This is a genomic window from Paludibacterium sp. B53371 (genome assembly GCF_018802765.1).
GTDB lineage: Bacteria > Pseudomonadota > Gammaproteobacteria > Burkholderiales > Chromobacteriaceae > Paludibacterium.
Map to the genome: position 1 here is coordinate 3,255,359 of NZ_CP069163.1, position 23,315 is coordinate 3,278,673.

A 23,315-nucleotide genomic window follows, 5' to 3' on the forward strand; every position below is an offset into this window, starting at 1 on the left:
TGCGCGCTTTCAGGCCGGTCAACGACTCAGGGACTGCGCGATCAGTGCCGCCAGACCCGCCGGCTGCTCCCAGGCCATCGAATGCCCCGCCTGTGGCAACACCACACTCGCCACCCCATGCGCCGGCAACCAGTCCAGATCGGCATCCGGCAGCGACAGCTCACCAAAAATCACCGTGCGCGGCATGGGCAACTGCAACAGCAGCGTCCGCCAGGAGGGCTCGACCCCGGCCACCAGCGAGCAGGCCGAACGATGCACCGCCAGCGGCGACGAATGCCGCAGCGACGCTGCCCAGGTCCCGGCCCCGCCAGTCGCCGCCGCCCGCACCATCACCTCATGGCCGCGCGCCACATACTCGGCCTCCGAATACTCGGCAATCGCCCGGCTGAACATCCCGCCGCCAGCGTCGAAATTCGGCTCACTCAACACCAGATGCCGCACCTGCGCCGGCAACAGACTCGCCAACTCGATCGCCACCGCGCCGCCCATGCTGTGGCCATACACATCCAGCGCTTCCAGCCCGAGCGACGTCACCAGCGCCGCCAGCGCCCGGGCATGATCCGTCGTACGGTAAGCCAGCCCTGCCGGGGCATCACTGAAGCCCGAACCAGGCAGATCGGGCAAAAGACGACGCCGGTCCGCCAGCACCGCCTGTGCCGCCACCTGCGGATAATCACAGGAGGCCGCACAGCCCAGGCCATGCACAAACAACAAGGGCCGGCCTGCGCCGGGCAAATCGTGATAGCGCAACGTGCATTGCGCCGCTTCCCACCGGAATGTCTTCATCTCACTGCCGTCCTGATTCCGCCTGCTCCAGAAAAGCCAGCAACTCTGCCAGCCGCTTGTTCAAACCCGCCTGACTGCGCGCACTCAACCCCGCCAGCAGGGCATGCTCATTGGCCACATGCGCCTCGACCGCCCGGTCAATCAGCGCCAGCCCCGCGGCACTGAGCCGCACCAGCGTACTGCGCGCATCCTCACTGCTCGCCTCGCGCACAACCCAGCCCTTGCCCTCCAGCACCTTCAGCCGGTGCGTCATGGTGCCCGAGGTCACCATCAGCGAAGAAAACAAAGCCGTCGGCGCCAGACAGTAAGGCGCCCCGCTGCGCCGCAAGGTCGCCAGCACATCAAACTCCCAGCCAGACAGGCCGAAACGCTCGAACACCGGCTCCAGCCGCTGCGACACCAGCGCAGCACAGCGTCCCAACCGCCCGATCATCCCCATCGGACTGACATCCAGATCCGGCCGCTCCTGGCCCCACTGCGCCAGAATCCGGTCCACCGCATCCCCCTGCCCTGTCACATCCATGCCGCACCTTTATCTTGAATTCAAGATTAATTTGCCTTGAATTCAAGACAACTGTTATCTTGAATTCAAGCTATGCCGACACGATTATAAGCCGAAGCAAAGGGATTGCCCATGCACCACACCGACCACGCGCCCCGCTGGGCTGACGTCTGGCTCACCGCCCTGCCGCCCGTCATCTGGGGCACCACCTACATCGTCACCAGCCAACTGCTGCCGCCAGACCGGCCATTCACCGCCGCCCTGCTGCGCGTCCTGCCCGCCGGCCTGCTGCTGATCCTCGCCACCGGCTGGCGCCCCGCCCCCGGACACTGGCTCCGCCTGCTCATCCTGTCGGCGCTGAATATCGGTGCCTTCCAGCCCCTGCTGTTCATCGCCGCCTATCGCCTGCCCGGCGGCCTGGCCGCCGTGGTCGGCGCCTGCCAGCCCTTGCTGGTCATGGCCCTGATCTGGCAATGCGAACGACGCCCCCCCAGCCGCCTGGCCCTCGGCGCCAGCGTGCTCGGCGTACTCGGCATGGCGGCCCTGCTACTCTCCCCCGGCTCACACTGGGATGGCCCCGGCATGCTGGCCGCGGCAGCCGGCGCCCTGCTCATGGCCTGCGGCACCTACCTGACCCGCCGCTGGGCACTGCCCGCCCCGGTCAGCGCCCTGACCGGCTGGCAGTTGCTGCTCGGCGGCCTGATGCTGACCCCGCTGGTACTGCACTACGACCCGCCCCTGCCGACACTGAGCAGCCTGCAAATCGCCGCCTACCTCTACCTGTCGAGCATCGGCGCCCTGCTCGCCTACTGGCTGTGGTTCCGCGGCATCACCCGATTGTCGCCGGTCGCCGTCAGCTCGCTCGGCCTGCTCAGCCCGCTGACCGCCGTCCTCCTCGGCTGGGTACTGCTGGGCCAGGCGCTGTCGCCACAGTCACTGCTCGGCATGCTGACCGTGCTCGGCAGCGTACTGGTCGTCCAGCGCAGCATGATCGCCCCCGCGGCACCCCGCTGAAGCCGCTGCCCGGCCTCGATGACCGCACCCCGCCTGTCAGGATTGTCTGATATCCCGCCCCGGCCGCCCGCCCCCGCGAACTTCCCCCTGCCGCCAGCCTCTAGCCCCCACGCCGACCGCTTGCCACTCCCTGAGCAAGCGGCGCCGGCGCCATGCTGAAAAGGAAATCGTCCATGCAAAAAACCCTGTTACTGTGCCTGCTGGCCAGCAGTGCCGCCGCCTATGCCCAGCGCAGCGAAAGCTGCCCCGACAGCCATCGCATCACCGTACGGGGCGCGACCTACACCGCCCCCACCGCCGGCAGCGGCGAATGGCTGGGCATCGCCGCCCCGGGCATTTCCGGCGCCATCCAGACCTTCGAATCGGCCACCTTCTACCCCGATGATGCCGACGCCGCGCGGCCGACAGGCAAATTCGGCAAGTGCAGCTACCGCACCGCCAACGGCCCCGTCGACCTGCGCTACAAACCCCAGGACACCGAACCCACGGTCATGCTGACCGACCTCAACGACTGGCAGGCACAACAAGGACCGTTCGGCCTGCGCTACTTCGAATGCCGCACCCCGCTCGCCAGCCAGTGCCGCTTCACCCTGAGCCAGCCAGCCGGCCGATAACCGCAACACCACCGGGGGTCAGGTCTTGTATTTTGCATTGCCACGCAAAATACAAGACCTGACCCCCGGTTTCCAGGAATGCTCTATACATAAAAAGACCTGTACGCATGTGCAGCGTCATGGTGACAACGTGCAGATCAACCCTGGCCCAACGCGCCCACATCACGAGAACAATACATGTGGCCCTTCAAAACCAAGACCAATACCGTTGAAACCCTTGCCCCGGGCACGGAAGCGCCAGAGAGCGGCAGCGTGCGCGCCAACTCCTTCATGGGCACGCTGCACGACATGGGCGTCAGCCTGGCGCATGTCTGCCACAACCTCACCCTCCTGAAACAAGACTCCGACCAGGTGGCGCAGCAATCCAACACCATCTCCGACGAGTCGCTGGCCATTCACCAGTTGGTCAGCCAGGTCGCACAGAGCGCCCAGACCGCCACCGATGCCGCCGAGCGCACGCGCAGCCGCGCCGCCTCCGGCGTCGAGGCACTCAGCCAGGTAGTGACGCGCATGGGGGGCATGGCGCAGCAGACCCGCCAGTCGGAAGACATGCTCAAGGCGCTGGCCGACCAGGTGCGCGCCGTGCTCACCGCCTCGGCCACCATCCAGCAGATCGCCAACCAGACCAACCTGCTGGCCCTCAACGCCGCCATCGAGGCCGCGCGCGCCGGCGAGGCCGGACGCGGCTTTGCCGTGGTCGCCGATGAAGTACGCAAACTGGCCACCCTGGCCGGCGACTCCTCCGCCACCATCACCCGCATCATCGAAAACGTACAGCAGCAGACCATCGCCTCGGTCGAAAACATCGAGGCCCTGGCGCAGGAAGCCAACCAGGTCTCCGGTGTGGCGGAAACCATCGGCGGCCAGCTGTCGACCATTCTCAGCGACGCCATCGACACCTCCGCCCAGGTCTCGGCCATGGCCAGCGGCGCCAGCTCGGCGGCCGAATCCGCCAGCCGCATCGCCAGCCTGGCCCAGGACAACTATGCCCAGATGGGCCGCTTCCAGACCGAGCTCGGCCATGCCGTCACCCTGTGCGACACCCCCGGGGAAAAAGCCTTCAAGCTGATGGTCGACTACGACATGGACGTCAACCATACCCACTACTACCGTGCCGCCCGTGCCACCGCCGACCAGGTCGAGGCCACGCTCAACCAGGCGGTCAAGGACGGCCGCATCAGCCTGCAGGATCTGTTCTCCGACCACTACGAGCCCATCCCCGACACCTGGCCGCAAAAATACCACTCGCGCTTCGACCGCCTGACCGACGAACTGCTGCCGCCGATCCAGGAAGCCTTCCTCACGGCCCACCCCGAAGCCGCCTACGCCATCGCCACCGACCTGCGCGGCTATGTGCCGACCCACAACCGCCGCTACAGCGCCCCACTGACCGGCAACCGCGACAAAGACCTGCAGGCCAACCGCAGCAAACGAATCTTCAACGACCGCACCGGCTCACGCTGCGGCAAACACGAACAGACCGTGCTGATCCAGACCTACAAACGCGATACCGGCGAAGTGATGCACGACCTGTCGGTGCCGATCATGATCCAGGGACGCCACTGGGGCGGCTTCCGCATCGGCTACCCGACCGAAGAAGGCGAACAGGACGATGCCCACGGCAAAGTCGAGCTGTTCTGACGGGATGAAAATAACAAGCAAATATTTAATCAGGAATTAATATCAATAAACAATAGAACAAATAGATAGAACACTCAGGCTTCCACCAAGGACCCCCGTGATGACCGCCCGCTCCCGCACCCCCCGGCGCTTTCTGATCGTTCGCTGCCTGCTGGCCACCCTGCTGATCGGCCTGCTCTCCCTGCTGGTGAGCTGGCTGCTGCAGCGCGACTACCAGGAGCGCCGCGCCACGGAAGAACAGGCCATCATCGCCGAGCGCCTTGACCGCGACCTGACCGCCAAGCAAACCCAGCTGGAAGGCATGTTCAATGCCATGTACCAGAACGCCCGCACCATCTCGCTGCTGCCCAGCGTGCGCGCCATCAGCGGAGAAAACCGCCAGGGCGACCAGAAAAACGCCGTCGAGCTGGGACGATTCTCCGCGGATGGCTTCTACACCGTGCAGCAGATCTTCAACAACCTGGCCAGCAACACCCATGTATCGGAAGTCTATGCCGTACTGAACGGACTGGATGACAAGAAGGGCCAGGTGCCCTTCTTCATGTTCGATACCCTGCGCATGGACCCGAGCAAAAAAGAAGCCGAGGCCGCCAGCGAAGCCAAGGACCCGGACAAGCCGGAAGAACTGGAAGATTTCGAATACGCCTACTTCCCGCAGCAGATCGCCCTGATCCGCCAGCACTACCCGCGCTTTGACTTCAAGACCCCGGACGACATTCCGGCCTTCGCCTCCCCCCTGATGCGCACCTGCGACAACGAGCAGTACTACTCAATCAAAAACTGCAGCGTGCTGGATGCCAACGGCTTCCTGTATTCCGTGCCCTTCTACCATGCCGGAGACCAGACCCTCAGTGGCGTCATCTCGGTGATCTCGCGCAGCAATCTGTACGAAGCCGCCCTGGTCGGCGTCCCCTACCTGATCCTCACCGACAAAGACCGCGCAGCCGCCCGTCAGGCCGGGCTGAGCATGCCGCAGCAACTGTCCCCCTTTGCCCTGGTCAATGCCGCCTACAACATCCGCATCTACGACCGGCGCAACCCGGAAATGGGCCAGCTGCTGAAACACCCCGAGACCGCCGGCCCGCACCTGTACACCCGCACGCTCAACATCCACAGCGACAGCCCCTGGGTACTCTACTACTACCTGTCGCCCGCCCTGCTCGACAGCCTGCTTGCGCCCATCCACGCCGCCTATCAGACCCGGCTGTGGCAGGCTGCCGGCCTGATGCTGCTGCTCTATCTGGGCCTGCTGCTGTTCTTCTACCGCCAATACCGCGCCTATCTGGAACTGCTCGACCTGCGCGCCGTCGAGCGCACCATCCTGCGGGCAGCCGAACAACGCGACTTCACCCTGCGGGTCGAATCCCGCGGCCAGAGCAAGGCCGAACGCACCATCCGCGCCCTGAACCAGCTGTTCGACGTCCTGCAACACAAACTGCAAGACCTGTCCGCCGACCTGCAGCCCGTGACCAGCGCCGCCGAACAGATGCAACACGCCGCCACCCAGCTGCAAGCCTCGGCCGAACACGGCAGCCAGACCGCGCAGCACATGCGCAGCGAACTGGCGCTCATCGCCCAGAACATCGCCACCATTGCCGAACGCGCCCGCCAGGCCAGCGAACTGACCCGCCAGTCCTCCGACATCGCCGACACCAGCGACAGCGTGATCCACCAGACCGTCAGCGAAATCCGCATGATCTCGGCCATGGTCAGCACCGCCGCCGAACGCATCACCCAACTGCAGCGCTCAACCGACGCCATTTCCGGCATGGTCGGCGTCATCAATGAACTGGCCCAGCAAACCAATCTGCTGGCCCTGAATGCCGCCATCGAAGCCGCACGCGCCGGCGAAGCCGGACGCGGCTTTGCCGTAGTGGCCGACGAAGTCCGCAAACTCGCCGACCGCACCGCCCAGTCGACGAACGAAATCGATGGCGTGATCAGCGACATCCAGCAAAACTCGCGTATCGTGGCCGACGCCATGCGCGATATGGTGAGCAGTGTGGAACAAGGCGTGGAACACGTGGCCGATGCCGGCAATGCCGTAGCACGGATCCGCGACAGCGCCGCCGAAGTGCTGGCGGTCGTGGCCGAAATCGATCAGGCGATTGCCGAACAAACCGCCCACAGCAACGAAGTGGCCGATGAAGTGGCCACCATTGCCGAAAGCGCCGAACAAACCGCCCGCACCGCCGTCGACAGCGCCGCCTCCGCCGCCAGACTCAGCACACAGGCAGAAAAGATGCGCGGCAACCTGGCGCTGTTCAAGGTGGCAGACGAGTAAGTAAAAAACAGTGAATCAGCCAATTGGCATTCCGCCAGCGCCCATCTATACATCATATGCAGCGTCGGCAAAATTTGACCACGACATCGGCGCACGCAAGACCAACGGGGACCTCTCATGACCATTTCCAAAAAACTGCTCATCACCCTGAGCCTGGCGATGCTGGCCCTGATCGCCGTCGGCAGCTTCGGCCTGTGGAATCTCAGCCAGTCGCAGTCGCGCTTACAGTATGTGATGGACAACACCTTTCCCAGCTTCAGTGACATCAAGAAATCCGAAGAAGCCCTGACCAGCATCCGCGTCGCCGTACGCAATCTGCTGCTGGTGCCGACCCAGGCAGAGAAAGACAAGAACATCGCCGCCATCGACGCCGCCAACAAAAAATTTGACGATGCCATCGCCGATTACCAGGCCAACAACCTTTCCAACGATACCGACCGCCAGCTGCTCGAGGCCGTCAAGAGCGCCATGGCCGCCTACCGCCCCGTCGTGCAAAGCATCATTGACGCCGAACGCGCCGGCCAGCACGACAAGGCCGTCGCCACACTCAACAATGCCAGCCAGGTCGCCGCAGCGATGAGCAAGGCACTGGATGATCACTACAAATTCAACACAGACAACGCAGCCAGGCTGGCCAGCGACAACCAGGACGCCTACTCCCTCGCGCGCCTGCTGTCCCTGCTCAGCATCGGCCTGGCCCTGTTGGTGGTCGGCTTCCTCTCCGCCACCATCTACCGAGCCATCAGCCAGGGTTTTGCCCAGCTCAGCCACAACCTGACCCAGGTCAGCGAAACCCTCGACTTCCGCATCCGCGCCGAGGTCAAGAGCCAGGATGAAGTCGGACAGGCCAACCGCGCCTTCAACCAGCTGCTGGACAAGCTGCAGAACAGCGTGCGCACCCTGCTGGACGTCGCCAAAGACGTCGGCACCGCCTCGCGGCAACTGATGGAAACCTCGACCCAGGTCTCCGCCGCCGCCACCGCGCAGAGCGAAGCCTCCGCCAATATGGCCGCCACCATCGAAGAAATGACCGTCAGCATCAACCACGTCGCCGCCCAGGCACAAGAAACCCGCGAAGGCGCCGAACATGCCCGCACCCTGGTCGACAACGGCTCGCGCACCATCCACCAGACCATCACCGACATCCACCAGATCTCCAGCGTGGTCAAAGAATCGGTCGACAGCATTCGCCAGCTGGAAGCCGACAGCGCACAAGTCGGCTCGGTCATCGGCACCATCCGCGACATTGCCGACCAGACCAACCTGCTGGCCCTGAATGCCGCCATCGAAGCCGCACGCGCCGGCGAACAAGGCCGCGGCTTTGCCGTGGTGGCCGACGAAGTCCGCAAACTGGCCGAACGCACCGCCCGCGCCACCCTGGACATCTCCACCACCATCAGCTCGATGATCGACAAATCCAAACAGGCCACCAGCCAGATGGAAACCGCCGGCGGCCTGGTCGACACCGGCGTGGCGCGCGCCGACGAAGCCAACAGCGCCATCGGCCATATCGGCGAGAACGTCAACAGCGCCTCCGGCAGCATCAGCGAAATCTCGGCGGCCATTCAGCAACAGGGCATTGCCAGCAACAACATCGCCATGCGCGTCGAACAAACCGCGCAAATGGCCGAACAATCCAGCGCCGCCGCCAGCCAGACCGCCGACAGCGCCCGGCAACTGGATGCCCTGGTACAACGCCAGAACCAGACCCTCGCCGCCTTCAAGGTCTGAGCCACCCCTCCCCGACGGGGTCCACCGACGGGGTCGCTCCACCGACGGGGTCAGGTCTTGCACCGACGGGGTCAGGTCTTGTATTTTGCATCCTGATGCAAAATACAAGACCTGACCCCGTTGTTACGCGTTTGGCCGAAGCTGCCGCTTGATAAGCGTCAAATACCCCAAGATAAAAGCCATTGACCGATATTTCTTGCCTCGGCCACACTCCTTGCATAGCCTGAAAGAAGCGCATGGCCCTGCCCCTGCGCCCCGTGGATGCCGACCCTTGAACCTCAACAAACGCAGACTCTTCATCCTGCTGGCGGATGACAGCCGGGCCCAGTGCGAAACACTGACCACCCTGCTGGAACAAGCCGGTCATGACGTGCACTACGTGCACTCAGGCGAAGAGGCCATTGCCTTCTGCAAACGCTACCGCCCCGACCTGATCCTGATGGACCTGGTCATGCCGGGCATCGGCGGCATCGCCGCGCTCAGCCACCTGCGCGACAGCACCACCCGCTACTGGATCCCGGTGCTGCTGATGGGCGAGGCGCGCAGCCCGCAAATCATCCTCGAGGGCTACCACGCCGGCGCCGACGACTTTCTGGTCAAACCCATCCAGCCCGCCCTGCTGCTGGCCAAAGTCAACGTCTTTGCCCGCATCATCCGCGCCTACCCGCAGATCAACGCCGACTCAAAGCGGCTGGCCGACTACTTCGACGAAAACGAATCCGAACAAACCCTGGCCGCCGAACTGATCCAGCGCCTGTCGGCCCACGACCCGCAGCAGGCCTCCCGCCTGCAGCAATACCACTGCAGCCAGAGCCGCTTCTGCCGCGACGTCGTCAGCCTGCGCCACACCCGGCATGGCGATGAATACCTGCTGCTGGCCGACTTCCAGCAAGACGGCCTGTCCACCGCCATCTGCGCCTACAGCCTGATCGAAGGCTTCCACCAGCTGATCAACCAGCAGCTCGAACCGGAACAACTGCTGCAGCGACTCAACCAGCACTACATCGAACGCTTCGGCCATACCCGCCCGGTGCGCTTCCTGCTGTGCCACATCCAGCCCGCCCAACACACCCTGACCCTGTGGAACGGCGACATGGACGTGGTACTGCTGGTCGGCCAGGACGGCCGGCAACGCCACAGCCTCGCCAGCAACAGCGAACGCCTGGGCAGTGGCAGCCACCCGCTGCTGCACAGCAGCACCTACCACGGCTGGCACCACGGCGACCGGCTGATCGTCCTGACCGTCACCCGGCAAGGCCCGATGCCGGAGCGCGACGCCCTGCTGAACGACCTGGCCAAACTGGCCAGCGACGGCCCGATGGATGCCTTCCACACCCGCTTCGCCGCCAGCGCCCGCTCACGCAACGCCTGCCAGGACCTGCGCTTCACCCTCACCCTGTGCGAACTGCACACCAGCGAGACCCCCGCCCGGCAAGGCAGCCCGGTACACTGAACACCGCACGCCACACCACCCCTGATCTCGGTCAAACCTGCTGCACAGCCGCCCTGCCCAACCCTGCCCCCGGACTACCGGGACAGCAGGAAGCTGTGATATGTTTTTGGCATAAAACATAAATAAACACCATCACAGGGAAAAACATGGGCATGCTCAGACAACTCTATGACTGGGTAGAACGCACCTTCTGGCACAGCCTGGGCCGCAAACTCGGCAGTTTTCTGCTCATCAGCCTGCTGCAGCTCTGCCTGCTGATCTACCTCTACCTGCAACTCGACAGCATCCGCCAGGTCCTGCAAAGCGGCAGCGCCAGCGCCGCCACCCAACAAAGCATGGCCGGCTCACTCAGCACCCTGCTGTGGTGGAGCGCCGGCTTCTGGCTGTTCTCGCTCATCGCCATCGTGTTCCAGATCTGGTACCTGCGCTTCCTCATCGTGCGGCCACTGCGCATGATCATCCGCATCTTCGACGACATCGGCGCCGGCCAGGGCGACCTGTCGCAAGACATCCCGGCCATCACCCACGACGAAATCCGCCAGCTCTCCGAGTCCTACAACCGCTTCGTCACCAAAATGCGCGAAATCATCAGCCAGGTACGGCTGATGAGCATCCGCCTGGCCGTCGACACCGCCCGCACCGGGCGCAACGTCCAAACCACCACCCGACTGGCCCACCAGCAGGAGCAAAGTGCCACCCAGGTCCACCAGATCAGCGACAGCTCCACCCAGGGCATTGACGACCTGAGCCAGCACGCCCACGGCATCTCCAGCACCACCCAGTCCAACCTGCAACTGGCCAGAGCCTCCTTCGACGAACTCAACCAGGTCTCGGCACGCATCAGTCACATCAGCGAACAGGTCAGCCACTTCCACCTCACCGTCGAAGACCTGAGCACCCGCTCCGCCAGCATCAAATCCATCGTTGACCTGATCAAAGACATCTCCGACCAGACCAACCTGCTGGCGCTCAACGCCGCCATCGAAGCCGCGCGCGCCGGCGAACAAGGCCGCGGCTTTGCCGTGGTGGCCGACGAAGTGCGCAAACTGGCCGAACGCGTCAAATCCGCCTCCAACGAAATCTCCGGCAACATCGACAACATGCTGCAACTGGTCGCCAACACCGAAGTCGAGACCGACGACATCCGCCACGGCACCGTCGAAGCCCGCGAGGTGGTCGGCCGCGCCTCGCAACAGTTCTCGCACATGATCGGCGACTTCCAGCAAACCGCCGACAGCCTGGACAATATGGTACAAACCCTCGACCAGCTGGCCGGCGCCAACCGCCAGATCAACGGTGAAGTCGCGCGCATCCACAGCCTGGGACAAGAAGTCCGCGAACGCCTGGTCGAGACCGAACAAGTCGCCAGCTCGCTGGCCAGCGACACCGAATCGGTACAGGAACTGGTCTCGCGCTTTGTGGTGGGCGAAGGCCCCTTCGACGACATGGTCAACCGCGCCAAAAAAGCCCGCGACGAGGTCCAAACCTACCTGAACCAGTGCCTGGCCCAGGGCATCCAGGTCTTCGACCAGCAATACCGCCCCATCCCCGGCAGCCAGCCGGCCAAATTCCACACCGCCTACGACCAGCACGTGGAACAGACCCTGCGCGCCAGCTACGACGCCTGCGTACGCGACACCCCGGCCGTCATCTACTGCGGCCTGCTCGACCAAAACGGCTACGCCCCCACCTATATGAGCGACGCCTGCCAGCCACAAACCGGCAACCTGGAACACGACCTGAAATACAGCCGCGACAAACGCCGCTACGACGACCCGGTCAGCCTCAAGGCGGCACGCAACACCGCCCCCTTCCTGCTGCAAACCTTCTGCCGCGACACCGGCGAAGTGGTCTCGGAAATCGTCCTGCCGGTCAGCGTCGGCCAGCGCCACTGGGGCGGCATGCGTATTGGCTTTGACCCGGTGAAACTCCTGAACTAGCCGACGCAGATAACCCTGCTGACAGACGGGTTGCAAGCACCGCCCAGGCTGGCTATATCTGGCAGAAACCCCGCCGGAGAAGCGCCCATGACCCTGACTGACGAAGCCAAAGCCTGGTACTTCCGCATCTGCGATGGCCACCTCGCCCCGCACGAAGACCCGCCCGCGCATATCATCGCCGCCCTGACCCCACCCGGGGCAGAACTCATCGCCAAAGGCCTGCACTGGCACGAATCCACCCTGTCGGTCATGCAGGGCTACCGCCACCGCCTGGCCTCACAGCCCGACTAAGCCCCACAAACACGGGGTCAGGTCTTGTATTTTGCGTCCTGATGCAAAATACAAGACCTGACCCCGTTCGTATGACTGTTGTCACCATTGATGGCCGTGTTTTGCCAACACGGCTGTCATACACATTGCCACACGCTTTGCCGCCATCGCACACAAGCGGGCAATGACTTTGCGTCATAAAGCCATCAGATGAATCTGACTGATGAGCGAGGTGACACCATGACACGCTTTGCCCGCCCCTGCCTGGCCCTGCTGAGCCTGCTGCTGACCGGCCCGGCGCTGGCCGCCCATGTCGACATCGGCATCGGCCTGGGCTACTACCCCCGCTACCACTACTGGCACCACCCGGTCTACGTTGCCCCGCCGGTCTATGTCGCGCCGCCGGTGTACTACTACCCACCGCCCACCGTGGTGGTGCCGGTGGCCCCACCGGCCTATGTGCAGCAACAGCCGGTGGCCAATACCCAGCCCGCCACGCCCAGCTGGTACTACTGCGCCAAGCCCAGGGGCTACTACCCCTATGTGCCGCGCTGCACCGTGCCCTGGCAAACCGTCCCCGCTACCCCGCCGCAAGGAGTCGGCACCCCATGAAAACCGCCCTCATCACCCTCGCCCTGATCCCGCTGGCACTGAGCCTGAGCGCCTGCGCCACCTACCCGGAAGGCCCCTCGGTCATGGCCCTGCCCGGCCAGGGCAAAACCTTTGACCAGTTCCAGGCCGACGACCTGAACTGCCGCCAGTACGCGCAATACCAGAACCACGGCAGCCAGGCGCAGCAAAACGCCACCGACAGCGCCCTGACCAGCGCCGCCGTCGGCACGCTGATTGGCGCGGCCGCCGGGGCACTGATCGGCGGCAACCACCAGGGCGCCGGGGTCGGTGCCGGCATCGGCCTGCTGGGCGGTACCCTGGCCGGCAGCGGCGCCGGCGACCAGTCCGGCCACGTCACCCAGCACCGCTACGACCAGGCTTATACCCAGTGCATGTATGCCAAGGGCGAGAAAGTGCCGATTTACGGCCACTTTGAAAGTGCCCAGCACAGCCAGCCGCCGCGGGCGATGACCCCGCCACCGCCGCCGGGGTGGTGAGGGGGGGCTGAAAGGGGGGCAGGTCTTTCGTTTTGCGCTGCGTGCAAAATGAAAGACCTGACCCCCTTCTGTTAGCTCGCCCTTCGATCGGTCACTACTTGCGACACCTCCTGTCGCACCCTTCTGTTAGTCTGCCGAAATCAATCGTCACTGATAGCGGGTACCCCATGTCCCGAGGCATCGCCTATCGCCGGGCCAAAATGGCGACCATCAAACAACAGCGCCGCCACTGGTGGCAGCACGACATGAGCCCGCAGCAAATCGGCCTGGCCGCAGCCACCCCCAAGCCATGCAGTTGCTGGATGTGTGGTCACGCCCGCCGCCACCACGGTCGTACCATGCAAGAGCGGCGACAACTGGACAGCTTTGAAATCCAAAAGGATGACGGTCCATGAGCCGCTCGCGGCGCAAAACACCCATCTTTGGCAACGGCGGTGCCGAGAGCGAAAAGCAAGACAAACGGCGCTGCAACCGGATCCAGCGTCGCATGGCGCGCGAAATCGGCCTCAATCCGTTGACCACGCCGTTTTGTAGCCCGCAGAGTAAGGGCATGGCAGCAAGCATGGTCTAGACGTTGAAGCGGGACTACGTCGGCCATATGCCGAAACCGGACGCTCAAACGGCTTACCGGAATCTGGCGATTGCCATTGAGCACTACAACGAGTTTCACCCGCATAGCGCGTTGAAATACCGATCTCCGCGAGAGTTTCGACGCCTGGCGGTTTCATCGACTTAAGCGTTGGTCAGTGTCCTGTTATACGGGGGCAAATCCACGAAAACGCTCCCCAACCCAAGCCCCACGCCCCCACAAATCAAAACCAATAAAACATCTATTTGCATTATGATAATCGCGCAGGTAACTGTTAACCACACAGGCAAGCTATGCGCTATTGGTGGGTCAACCAAAACCAAACATATCAGCACGAAGTCTCTGGCGGGTTCTTGTGGTCGCCCAAAGTCAAAACGAATGGCGTCCGGAATCAGTATTACGACTACATGCAGGACGTGCACGAGGGGGACGTGATCTTCTCCTTCTGCGATACCAGAATCAAAGCCATCGGGATCGCCCAAGGTCGTGCCGAGACTGCACCCAAGCCGGCCTTCGGCAAGGCAGGTAGCAGTTGGTCAGAAGAAGGCTGGCTGGTGCCGGTGGCCTTCAAGCCTTTACCGTCCCCGATTCGTCCCAAAGACCATATGCAGCTACTGGCGCCTCTACTGCCGGCCAAATATGCGCCGTTGCAAGCGAATGGCAATGGCTTGCAGGCGGTCTACCTCACCACGGTGCCCGAGCCTTTGGCGGCAGCACTGATTGATCTGATTGGTACCGATTTTTCAATGACGCTTGCGGCGATACAACCAGCCACAGACGAGACGGAACAGCTGGAAGATCAAGCAGAAGAAGCCATCCACGGGCGGACGGACATCGGGGCAACCGCCAAGACGCAGCTGATTAAGTCGCGTCGTGGGCAAGGGATATTCAAAAACAATGTGCGGCTCAATGAGAAGGGCTGCCGAATGACCGGCGTGACGGATCTTCAGCATTTACGTGCCAGCCATATCAAACCTTGGAAAGACAGTACGGATGAAGAGAAGCTCAGTGGCTGCAATGGGCTGCTGCTGGCACCGCACATCGACCACCTGTTCGATAAGGGTTTTATCTCTTTCACCGATGAGGGGGATTTACTGATCTCGCCACGGCTGGAACGTCGTGTGCTGGCACAGTGGGGCCTTTCGGAGACGGTCAACGTTGGGAAATTTAGTCCGCAACAAGCGGTCTTTCTCAACTATCACCGATCTTTCGTGTTTAAACAGCCTTAGTAATTTGTCGTTAAGACAGACTAGAAAAGGCCAAGGGTCTTTACGTTCTCTTGGTGAATAACTAACTCATTCATATGCCTAAAATCATCTACGTCCTGACCAATGAAGCCATGCCAGGCTTAGTCAAGATTGGTCTAACCACCGACAGCGTCGAATCGCGTATTGCCAATCTCAGCAGCCACACCGGCATTCCGCTGCCCTTTGAGTGCCATTTTGCAGCAGAGATACCGGATGACATCAAGCTAGAGAAAATCGAAAAAACACTGCATCAGTTATTCTCAGAGCACCGGGTTAACCCCAAACGCGAATTCTTCAAGCTTGAACCAGAAAAGGTCGTTCTGGCACTAAGCATCGGCAACTTCACGGAAATCACCCCCGGTAAAGCCGATATTGATCCGGTGGAAGTGAAAGCCATGGAAAAGGCCAAGGAGCAACGTCGCTCTCGCATCAACCTAGCGGCCCTGGGCATTAAGGTTGGCGATGTTCTGGTGTTATCCCGGGATGAAACCATCACCGCAACGGTGGCGGAGGACAACAAAATCATCTTCCAAGGTGAGGTCATGAGCCTTTCGGCCGCGGCGCTAAAGGCACTGCAACAGATGGGGTATAAATCAACCTCGGTGAGTGGCTCGGACTACTGGATGTTTGAAGATGAGCTACTCGATGAGCGTCGGATTCGATTGGAGTCCCTCCAGTTTGAACAACAACCTGTAGAAGGCTGATAACGCATCACCCACCACACCATCGCCTACGCCCCCCTAACAAGGAAACCAATACCCCACATCATGCCCCCCAGGGACAAACACCTGTGAGGTTTCCTCCGATAACAAATTGCGCCAACCGCTCTGAGCGTTGGCGGCACACCACGCAGCAAATGCCGCAAGCACCGCATCGCGCTCATGCTCTGACGCAGGGGCATTAAAGTGGCGATCCAGAAATAATTTGGCCGCGGGATAAAGCTGCAGAAGCGCTTTAGGATGAGCTTCGGTGATCAGGGTGCGGGGCCACTGCATGGCGATTTGCTTGGCAACCATCACGCCTTGAACCAAACACGCCCCACGCAAAGAATTTACGTGGGCGACCGTGCCAGACTGTCCTCCGGTGGCACAAACGCGCTGGCGGATCTGCGCATCGGCACGGCGATCCCCTTCGGTCACCCAGTATAAGGGCGCATCAATACCAACCCCGACAGGGACCATCTCTGAGCCACCAACCGCTCCCTTGAGTGCGCTCTGAGCACTGGATGAAACGCCAGTTTTAATATCAACCAATGAGCCCGACTCGCTCACAGACAAACAAGCCCAGCCGAATTTCCCCGCCCCGCCCGGATCAAAACCGAGAAACATCGTGGTGCTCCACACTTTAGGTGAAATAAGCCGATTAGGCTAATCCAAATCTGCCTGACCAGACCAGGACTTTCCCCATCCCCCCGGGGGGCTTAACACCCCCCGGCCTCCAGTTGAATGCCCTACTCCGCCAACAACACCGTGCAACCCGCCAATTGCCGCATCGGCACCGCCTGCGGCAGATACAGCCAGCTCTGGCCATTGACCCTGGCCAGGGACCAGTCGAGCCGGCCATCGACGATCAGGCGGCACATGCCCGGCTGGGACAGCGCTTCACGTGGTGGGCACAGCTCGGAAACCAGCTCAAACAGCGGCATGAACGACGACGGATGAGAACGGCGATTTGTGAAGTGGGACAGGGGTGAATTACCATGCTTGGCAGCCATACTGACTCCTATTCCGAGTTGGTTTGGTTAGCGGGCTCGGGGGTGTTCCACCACCCCAGGGCCCGCGCCTTTTCACGGCACACGTGCCGCGTCACATACCCTAGCGAAAGCGATGACAGATCGGCAAGTTTGCGCGGTCAGACAGCATGGCGTGTCTTGCGGGACAACAAGGGGCGGCGCGATGTGGGCAGCACGTGGTGGACGGCGCAATTCAAGATTGCGCCCTACCGTAGGACACGTCCACGTAGTACACGTCCACGTAGGACACATTCGCGTAGGGTGCATTCGCGTAGGGTGCATTCGCCGAAGGCAATGCGCCAATGCAATGCGCCGATGCAATGCGCCGATGCAATGCGCCAATGCAATGCGCCAATGCAATGCGCCAATGCAATGCGCCGATGCAATGCGCCGATGTCATTTCCAACCGGGTTTATTGCAGGTGGGGTTGCAAATCCTGTGGGCTCAGCCCGCTGTAACGCAATACGGTTGCCAGGTCTAACCCGTCTTTCAGCATGGCCAGTGCCATCTCCAGACGGGTTTCGTTCCGACCCTTCTCCATCCCTTGCTGCATCCCCAGCTCCATCCCTTCCAGTCTCAATTCATCTGCAGCCGTCATGATGTCTCTCTCCTGTTGAGGTGCTTCCTGCACCAGGGTTTGCACAATGTCTTTCGCCAGCCCACCCTTGCTCAGACTCAGCAGGTATTTCAACAACGCCTGCAGCTGATCGTGGGTATGCCACCCCTGCCTGAGCAACTGCCCGAGCTGTCTGACCAGCATCAGCTTGTCGCGCTGGCGGCTGTGTTTCTGCACCAGCTCCAGCAGCGCCATGCGGCGGTGCCGGAGGATGGTGTCGTCGTCGATGACGGTGACATCGATCAACGGAAACGGTTGTTGATAGAGTGCGGTGGCGGTCTCAGGTTCCGCAAACAGGTCAAGCCATCGGGTACTGAAGGGATAGGGGCTGCGGCGACCGTGGTAGAACAACATGGGGATGACCAGCGGCAAATGGCGTGGTCGTTGCTCCAGATGCTGCTGCATGGCGGCCAGGCTGTACCGCATCAGGCGAAACGCCATCCAGCGGTCAGGCGTCGACTGGTGTTCGATCAGCGCGTAGACATAGCCTGCCTGCCCGGCGGTCTGCAGGGCATAGAGCACGTCACAGCAATGGCTGCGCAGGCCTGGCTCGACGAAGCTGCCGGGGGCGAGCCGCAGGCTGTCGAGATCGCACAGCCGCTGCAGGTTGGGCGGCAGATGAAAGCGCAGAAAGTCGCGGGCGGTGTCCGGGTCGTGCAGAAACTGTTTGAACAACAAGTCGTGCGGCGTGGGAGAGGTCATGCCGTCGCGTCCCTGTGTGATGACTGAAACCGACAACGCTAAGGGCGGTGCAGCGGGTTTGGGAAGCTGGCGTGGTGGGTGACGCGGGTCCAGTGCGGTGGAAACCGGGGGCAGGGCTTTGCGGTGACAGGGTACTGATCATGACAGGACATCCCGCACAGGTGTCCCGTTTGCCCTCCCCGCTCCACGCCGAATGATGCCGCAGGCTGCAGGGGGTACCGTCGTCCACGGCGTCCCCTGCATTTGCGGATGGGTTGTCGGGGGTTAATGTGGCGCGGCGTTCAGGCTCTCGCCACTGAGTGCCTCATCCAGCGCTCTCGGTCTGATCACCAGGATCCTGGTCACCGGATCATAGTGGGCGGTATACCAGCCGGCATCGATGGTGTTGGTCACGATGCGTTCTGCGCCATTGGCCTGGGTCAGCTTCAGGGTGAATTTGCTGGTATTGGCCGGCAAGGTGAAGACGTGCTGGTCGGCCCAGAGAATCTCGCCCTGTGCCGCCGGATCGTCCACCTCGGTATGCACCGGGCACAAATCCTTCCAGTTCACCGTCACGCCCAGACTCCCTCTGCCGTCTTTAATGAATCCGACGCAGTGGCCATTGTTGCGCACGGTGCCGTAAACCTGGAATCCGGTCGCGGACAGGTTGTCGACTCCGCCATAGCTGGACTGGCTGGAGTGGCCTTCCTGAACCAGCACGGAGCTGACATCCACCTGGCACCCCGCCCCGGGTGAATAGGTCCATCTCACCGCACGATCACCCTCGCAATGCCCATTCTGATGGCTGTTGGTGGCGGTTCTGGCGACGATGTTGGTGCTGTCGATCTGTCGTGTCACGGACAGGGAGTAGTGCCCGAGTACCGGGTCGATGGCACGGACCGCGACTTGATAGGTGTAGCGCTTTTTGAAGAGGGCCAGGTTGCGCTTGATCAGTGTCAGTTGGCCCTGCGCCCAGCCATCACTGGCGGCTTTGAACACGTCGGACGGGCAGGAGAAGTGCGCGTTCATTTCTGTGCCGCTGCGCAGTTGGCAGCTGACTTTGTCAAAGGTGAGACTGGCTTCGCTGCTGTTGAGCAGCGATCCGGCGAGTTCCAGTTCGAAACTGCCGCTGCCCTTGAGGATGTAGGCGGGACGGACATGGAAGAGGAACGGGCGTTTGGAGACCCCGGGCACGCGCGACAGTTCAGCACCGGCATCTTTAATGGCCATGTCCAGTTTGTCGAGGTTCTGCGCCAGTTCTCGCTGTGCCGCGGAGGTCGCCGCCGACAGGTTGGCAATGGCATTGGTCTGTGTCTGGTTCAGATCTTTGAAGGTTTTGCCTTCCAGCTCGCTGGCCATGTTATTGAGATTCTGCAGTAGTAACTGGGCGTCGGATGCCACGCGAAAGCTCACGGCGGTGCCAGCCGATTGGGCTTCGGAGATGATGGTCTGCAATTTGGCCTTGATGTCATCCAGAATCGGGCTGACTGCCGCGGAAGCGCCGAAGGCGATGGCCGGACTCACGGTGTCTTTTGCCCAGACGGGGCAAACTGAGGTACCGAGTGTCAGCACGGTGATCAATACTGCACGCATCCAAAGTGAAGCCATTTGCATGGAATTTCTCCTGGCGTTAAGTTTTTGATCTGCTTTAAGAAAATCAACGGTTTCTGTTCGTTATATGAACTTGCTATACGTAATATTCACAGGTAATACAAGTTTTTTCTGATAGCTGTTTCGCCAGACCATTAAAAATCCTCAGCCTTGTTCATGCCATGCGCCGGGCTGGGGATGGGCACATCATTCGGGCAGGCCAGAAGGTTGGAGAGACGCATTCTGCGTCCGCCATTTGAAGCGGAACGGGATTGACTTGCCCCTCTGCGCGAGGTGTCTTGCTCAGCGCAGGGGATCAGGTTGGCGCAGTTGGGTAAGCAGGAAGTCGACGAATGCCTACGTGGAGGCGGCCCTGCGCCGTCTTCATCGTGTGGTGCATTGCATTGGTGCATTGCATTGATGCATTGCCTTCGGCGAATGCATCCTACGTAGGGTGCACGCTTCAAGTGCGCCGTTCACATCATTGCATTGATGCATTGCATTGATGCATTGCCATTCGGCGAATGCATCCTACGTAGGGTGCACGCTTCAAGTGCGCCGTTCACATCATTGCATTGATGCATTGCATTGATGCATTGCCTTTGGCGAATGCATCCTACGTAGCGAATGCACCTTACGTGGAGGCCTGGCCGGTCATGGCGCCAGCATCTTGCCGTAGCGTTCGGCCAGCGGCTTCATCAGTTCATCCTGCCGGCGCTCATAGACAGCCACATAGCCGCTGGACTTGGTACCGAAGTAGGCATCCTGGCTCACAATGCCGTTCATGATCAGCCGCGTCCACCTGGGTTCTTCGGCCTGGACCACGGCTTGCAGATCCTCGAGGTCGCCATAATGCATCATGTAGGCGCCGATCAGGATCTTGACCAGCGCGCTGGCTCTGGTGGGCGGGCTCATCTCCCGGCTCAGCTGGAGCTCTGCCGCTTCGTATTCGGTCCAGAATGCGGCCGGGCGTTCTACATGCGCCGCGGCATAGGCGGCTTTTTGTTTCTCGATGAAGGCATGGGCCTCATCGCGCAGGGCCTGCTCGGACTTATTGAAGACTTCGCTGGAAAATGGCTCGTAGGTATCAAGAAACTCGCTGACCAGCTGTTTTTTCTTTTCCTGGTAGGCGGGGTCAAACAGCCATTTCGCGCCATCCGGTCGGATGGCTTGCAGCAATGCTTGATCCGGAAAGCCTTGCAGAGAGCAGAGCAAGGCCACATCGGACGAGTTATCGGAAATAGGTCCCAGGCTCAGCACTCGCTCGGCGGTACCATGTGCGGGGACGGTGCCGGAGGCCTCGTCGTTGATCGGCTGCCAGGCGCGCGGGGTGTCGTCGAGTTTGATGCGCTCGGCACGCACCCAGTCACCGCCTTTGTCCCGATGCAGCATGGCACGGATCTCTGCCGGCAGGGCCTTGAGGATGTCTTGTTGCGAGCCTTTGAGGACGAAGCCCCAGGTCCAGTAGCGGCCATCCCAGCCCAGATTGTTGTAGTGGTCATAGTAGGACTGGATGGTCAGGCCATTGATCTGGATCGGTCGGGAGAATGCCAGCTGGTTGCTTTTGTCTTCCAGTGCCTTGGGGTTGGCGACTTTGAAGTTGGCGAAGCCCGGCTGGGTGTCGAGCGGCCCCAGGCTGGCCAGATCCGGGGTGTTGGCCAGTTGGGTAAAGAAGCTGCTGTCACAGCGGGCAAAGGTACGCAGCAGGTCGGCCGTCAGGGTGGCGTCGGCCTGGGCGCCGCCGCTCAGCATCAACAGTCCGAGCAGGCCAATCAGCGGTTTGGTCAAGCGATGCAGTAGTTTTTGCATGGTCGTTTTCTTCAGCGCAAGGTGGCAATGAGGGAAGGCTTGCAGGCTGGGTTAATGAAATACATTAGCCTTAACTGATTGTCACACAGACCGCGGAAGGCTGTCGAAAATAAGGGCGGGATGGTCGCTCAGAACGGGGTCAGGTCTTGTATTTTGCATCAAGACGCAAAATACAAGACCTGACCCCGTTGTTTTGCCTATTGGCGGATTTGTTCGATGCTGGCGGTGGCGCCGCCGCAGACGATGATCAGCAGGTGTTGGTAGGGTTGCAGGGCCGGGTGGTTTTGGTAGGCGACGGCGAGGCTGGCGCCGCAGGCGGGTTCGACCAGCAGGCGGTGGTCGTCGAGGAATTGCCGGCAAGCGCTGAGGGCGCTGTCATCGCTGACGACCAGGCTCTGGATGGGGTGGGTTTGGGTGTATTGCCAGGCCCGGTCGCAGACGCGTTTGGCGCCCAGTGAGGTGGCGATGCCGCTGATTTGTTCCAGGGCGATGTGTTCGCCGGCCTGGAGGGCGGCATGCAAGCTGGCGGTGCCTTCGGTTTCGACGGCCAGTACGGGGATGTCCTGCCAGCCGTTGCGCTGCAGGCCTTCGATGACGCCACACAGGAGTCCGCCACCGCCAACCGACAGCACGATGGCATCGGGGCGCAGGCCGCTTTGTGCGACTTCATCGATCATCGTGGCATGGCCTTGCCACAGCAGCGGGTCGTCGAAGGGGTGCAGGAAGGCGTCGTGTTCGCCGAGCAGGGATTGGGCGTGTTCGTTGGCTTCTTGCCAAGAGGCGCCATGCACGATGACTTGGGCGTTTTCCTGGCGCAGTAGTTGTTTGGCGCGTTCGCTGGTGGTTTGCGGTACCACGACGGTGACGGGGACGCCCAGTTGCCGTCCGGCATAGGCGACAGCCAGGCCGGCATTGCCGCCGGAGGAGGAGATAAAGCGTTGTGCACCACGGGCACGGTAGGTTTGGCAGGCGTGGCCGATGCCGCGCAGTTTGAACGAGCCCGGGGGTTGCAGGGCTTCGAGTTTGAGCCAGACCGTGCGTCCGGCGGCTTCGCTCAAGGGGCGTGATGCGTAGTGCGGGGTGGCGATGTGCAGCGGCATGGGGGTGCTCCGTGGTGCGGGGTGGTAGGCCTGGACTTCGATTTCGACATCCAGGTCGAAGGCCAGTCGGCTGCTGACGACGGATCTGGCCGGCAATCCGCGGGGAAAGTAGTGGCGGTAGGCCTGGTTGAAGGCAGCGAAGTGTTGCATGTCGGAGAGCCAGACGCTGACTTTGACCACGGCATCCAGGTCGGTCCCGCAATGCTGCAGGGTGCGCTGGATGGCTTGCATGATGTGGTGGGTCTGGCTGGCCACGTCGCCCGGCAGGGGTTCGCCGCTGGCGCTCATGGCGACCTGGCCGGAGAGAAACAGAAAATCCCCCGCTGCCACGGCACGGGCAAAGGGGAACGGCCGCTCGCTGGGATAGCGCTGGATATCGGTTGCCGGCATGTCGGTCCTTCCTTGTAGGGCGCAATCTTCAATTGCGCCGTCATCCGGTATTGCTTCGGTGCATTGCTTCGGTGCATTGCTTCGGTGCATTGCTTCGGTGCATTGCCTCCGGCGAATGCACCCTACGTGAATGCACCCTACGTGAATGCACCGTTGGCGGATGTGCCGTTGGCGGCGGCACGGGCAATCCGTAGGGCGCAATCTTCAATTGCGCCGT

21 protein-coding genes and 1 pseudogene are annotated in these 23,315 nt (G+C 61.8%); 14 read left to right on the top strand and 8 right to left on the bottom strand.

Annotated elements, in window-relative coordinates:
* Window positions 1-18 precede the first annotated feature (18 nt).
* Window positions 19-786 carry an alpha/beta fold hydrolase gene (locus JNO51_RS15530; protein ID WP_215779071.1) on the bottom strand — a complete coding sequence of 256 codons (768 nt, stop codon included), beginning with the start codon at window positions 784-786 and terminating at the stop codon, window positions 19-21.
* A gap of 1 nt (window position 787) precedes the next feature.
* Window positions 788-1,309, bottom strand: coding sequence for a MarR family winged helix-turn-helix transcriptional regulator (locus JNO51_RS15535; RefSeq protein WP_215779074.1), 522 nt, complete (start codon window positions 1,307-1,309; stop codon window positions 788-790).
* Between the two features lie 111 nt (window positions 1,310-1,420).
* Between JNO51_RS15535 and JNO51_RS15540 the strand changes: the two genes are divergently transcribed.
* From JNO51_RS15540 to JNO51_RS15605, 14 genes and pseudogenes are all read left to right on the top strand, one after another.
* Window positions 1,421-2,302: an EamA family transporter gene (locus JNO51_RS15540; RefSeq protein ID WP_215779078.1), complete on the top strand. Its 882-nt coding sequence runs from the start codon at window positions 1,421-1,423 to the stop codon at window positions 2,300-2,302.
* Between the two features lie 173 nt (window positions 2,303-2,475).
* Window positions 2,476-2,916 carry a DUF3757 domain-containing protein gene (locus JNO51_RS15545; RefSeq protein WP_215779081.1) on the top strand — a complete coding sequence of 147 codons (441 nt, stop codon included), beginning with the start codon at window positions 2,476-2,478 and terminating at the stop codon, window positions 2,914-2,916.
* Between the two features lie 177 nt (window positions 2,917-3,093).
* Window positions 3,094-4,557, top strand: a complete 1,464-nt coding sequence (locus JNO51_RS15550; protein ID WP_215779084.1) for a methyl-accepting chemotaxis protein — start codon at window positions 3,094-3,096, stop codon at window positions 4,555-4,557.
* Window positions 4,558-4,657: 100 nt separating this feature from the next.
* On the top strand, window positions 4,658-6,841 hold the full coding sequence (locus JNO51_RS15555) for a methyl-accepting chemotaxis protein (protein ID WP_215779086.1): 2,184 nt from the start codon (window positions 4,658-4,660) through the stop codon (window positions 6,839-6,841).
* Window positions 6,842-6,958: 117 nt separating this feature from the next.
* Window positions 6,959-8,572: a methyl-accepting chemotaxis protein gene (locus JNO51_RS15560; protein WP_215779089.1), complete on the top strand. Its 1,614-nt coding sequence runs from the start codon at window positions 6,959-6,961 to the stop codon at window positions 8,570-8,572.
* A 271-nt stretch (window positions 8,573-8,843) separates the two neighbouring features.
* Complete coding sequence (locus tag JNO51_RS15565) at window positions 8,844-10,025, top strand: response regulator (protein WP_215779091.1); 1,182 nt, start codon at window positions 8,844-8,846, stop codon at window positions 10,023-10,025.
* 152 nt (window positions 10,026-10,177) lie between these two features.
* A complete protein-coding gene (locus tag JNO51_RS15570; RefSeq protein ID WP_252346114.1) occupies window positions 10,178-11,965 on the top strand; it encodes a methyl-accepting chemotaxis protein in 1,788 nt (595 codons plus the stop codon).
* Window positions 11,966-12,052: 87 nt separating this feature from the next.
* Window positions 12,053-12,256 (top strand): hypothetical protein, encoded by a 204-nt coding sequence (locus JNO51_RS15575; protein WP_215779097.1) that lies wholly within the window; start codon window positions 12,053-12,055, stop codon window positions 12,254-12,256.
* Window positions 12,257-12,445: 189 nt separating this feature from the next.
* Window positions 12,446-12,847, top strand: a complete 402-nt coding sequence (locus JNO51_RS15580; protein ID WP_215779100.1) for a hypothetical protein — start codon at window positions 12,446-12,448, stop codon at window positions 12,845-12,847.
* Entirely contained in the window at window positions 12,844-13,344 is a 501-nt protein-coding gene (locus tag JNO51_RS15585; RefSeq protein ID WP_215779103.1) for a YMGG-like glycine zipper-containing protein, read from the top strand. The genes JNO51_RS15580 and JNO51_RS15585 overlap by 4 nt, the downstream gene beginning before the upstream one ends.
* A gap of 167 nt (window positions 13,345-13,511) precedes the next feature.
* A complete protein-coding gene (locus JNO51_RS15590) occupies window positions 13,512-13,739 on the top strand; it encodes a hypothetical protein (RefSeq protein WP_215779105.1) in 228 nt (75 codons plus the stop codon).
* 86 nt (window positions 13,740-13,825) lie between these two features.
* Window positions 13,826-14,080: pseudogene (locus JNO51_RS15595) on the top strand (integrase core domain-containing protein); the annotation flags it as partial.
* A gap of 146 nt (window positions 14,081-14,226) precedes the next feature.
* Window positions 14,227-15,162, top strand: coding sequence for an HNH endonuclease (locus JNO51_RS15600; RefSeq protein WP_215779107.1), 936 nt, complete (start codon window positions 14,227-14,229; stop codon window positions 15,160-15,162).
* Between the two features lie 74 nt (window positions 15,163-15,236).
* Complete coding sequence (locus tag JNO51_RS15605; protein ID WP_215779110.1) at window positions 15,237-15,884, top strand: GIY-YIG nuclease family protein; 648 nt, start codon at window positions 15,237-15,239, stop codon at window positions 15,882-15,884.
* Window positions 15,885-15,920: 36 nt separating this feature from the next.
* On the opposite strand, the gene JNO51_RS15610 is transcribed toward JNO51_RS15605, so the two are convergent.
* From JNO51_RS15610 to JNO51_RS15635, 6 genes are all read right to left on the bottom strand, one after another.
* Window positions 15,921-16,508, bottom strand: coding sequence for a DUF429 domain-containing protein (locus JNO51_RS15610; RefSeq protein WP_215779113.1), 588 nt, complete (start codon window positions 16,506-16,508; stop codon window positions 15,921-15,923).
* Between the two features lie 122 nt (window positions 16,509-16,630).
* Window positions 16,631-16,894 carry a hypothetical protein gene (locus JNO51_RS15615; RefSeq protein ID WP_215779117.1) on the bottom strand — a complete coding sequence of 88 codons (264 nt, stop codon included), beginning with the start codon at window positions 16,892-16,894 and terminating at the stop codon, window positions 16,631-16,633.
* Window positions 16,895-17,324: 430 nt separating this feature from the next.
* Complete coding sequence (locus JNO51_RS15620; RefSeq protein WP_215779119.1) at window positions 17,325-18,230, bottom strand: Rpn family recombination-promoting nuclease/putative transposase; 906 nt, start codon at window positions 18,228-18,230, stop codon at window positions 17,325-17,327.
* Between the two features lie 264 nt (window positions 18,231-18,494).
* Window positions 18,495-19,733 (bottom strand): hypothetical protein, encoded by a 1,239-nt coding sequence (locus JNO51_RS15625; protein ID WP_215779122.1) that lies wholly within the window; start codon window positions 19,731-19,733, stop codon window positions 18,495-18,497.
* A 720-nt stretch (window positions 19,734-20,453) separates the two neighbouring features.
* Window positions 20,454-21,608: a hypothetical protein gene (locus JNO51_RS15630; protein WP_215779126.1), complete on the bottom strand. Its 1,155-nt coding sequence runs from the start codon at window positions 21,606-21,608 to the stop codon at window positions 20,454-20,456.
* Window positions 21,609-21,805: 197 nt separating this feature from the next.
* The gene (locus JNO51_RS15635) at window positions 21,806-23,098 is read right to left on the bottom strand and encodes a pyridoxal-phosphate dependent enzyme (RefSeq protein WP_252346115.1); all 1,293 of its coding nucleotides are present in this window, start codon (window positions 23,096-23,098) and stop codon (window positions 21,806-21,808) included.
* Window positions 23,099-23,315: the final 217 nt, after the last annotated feature.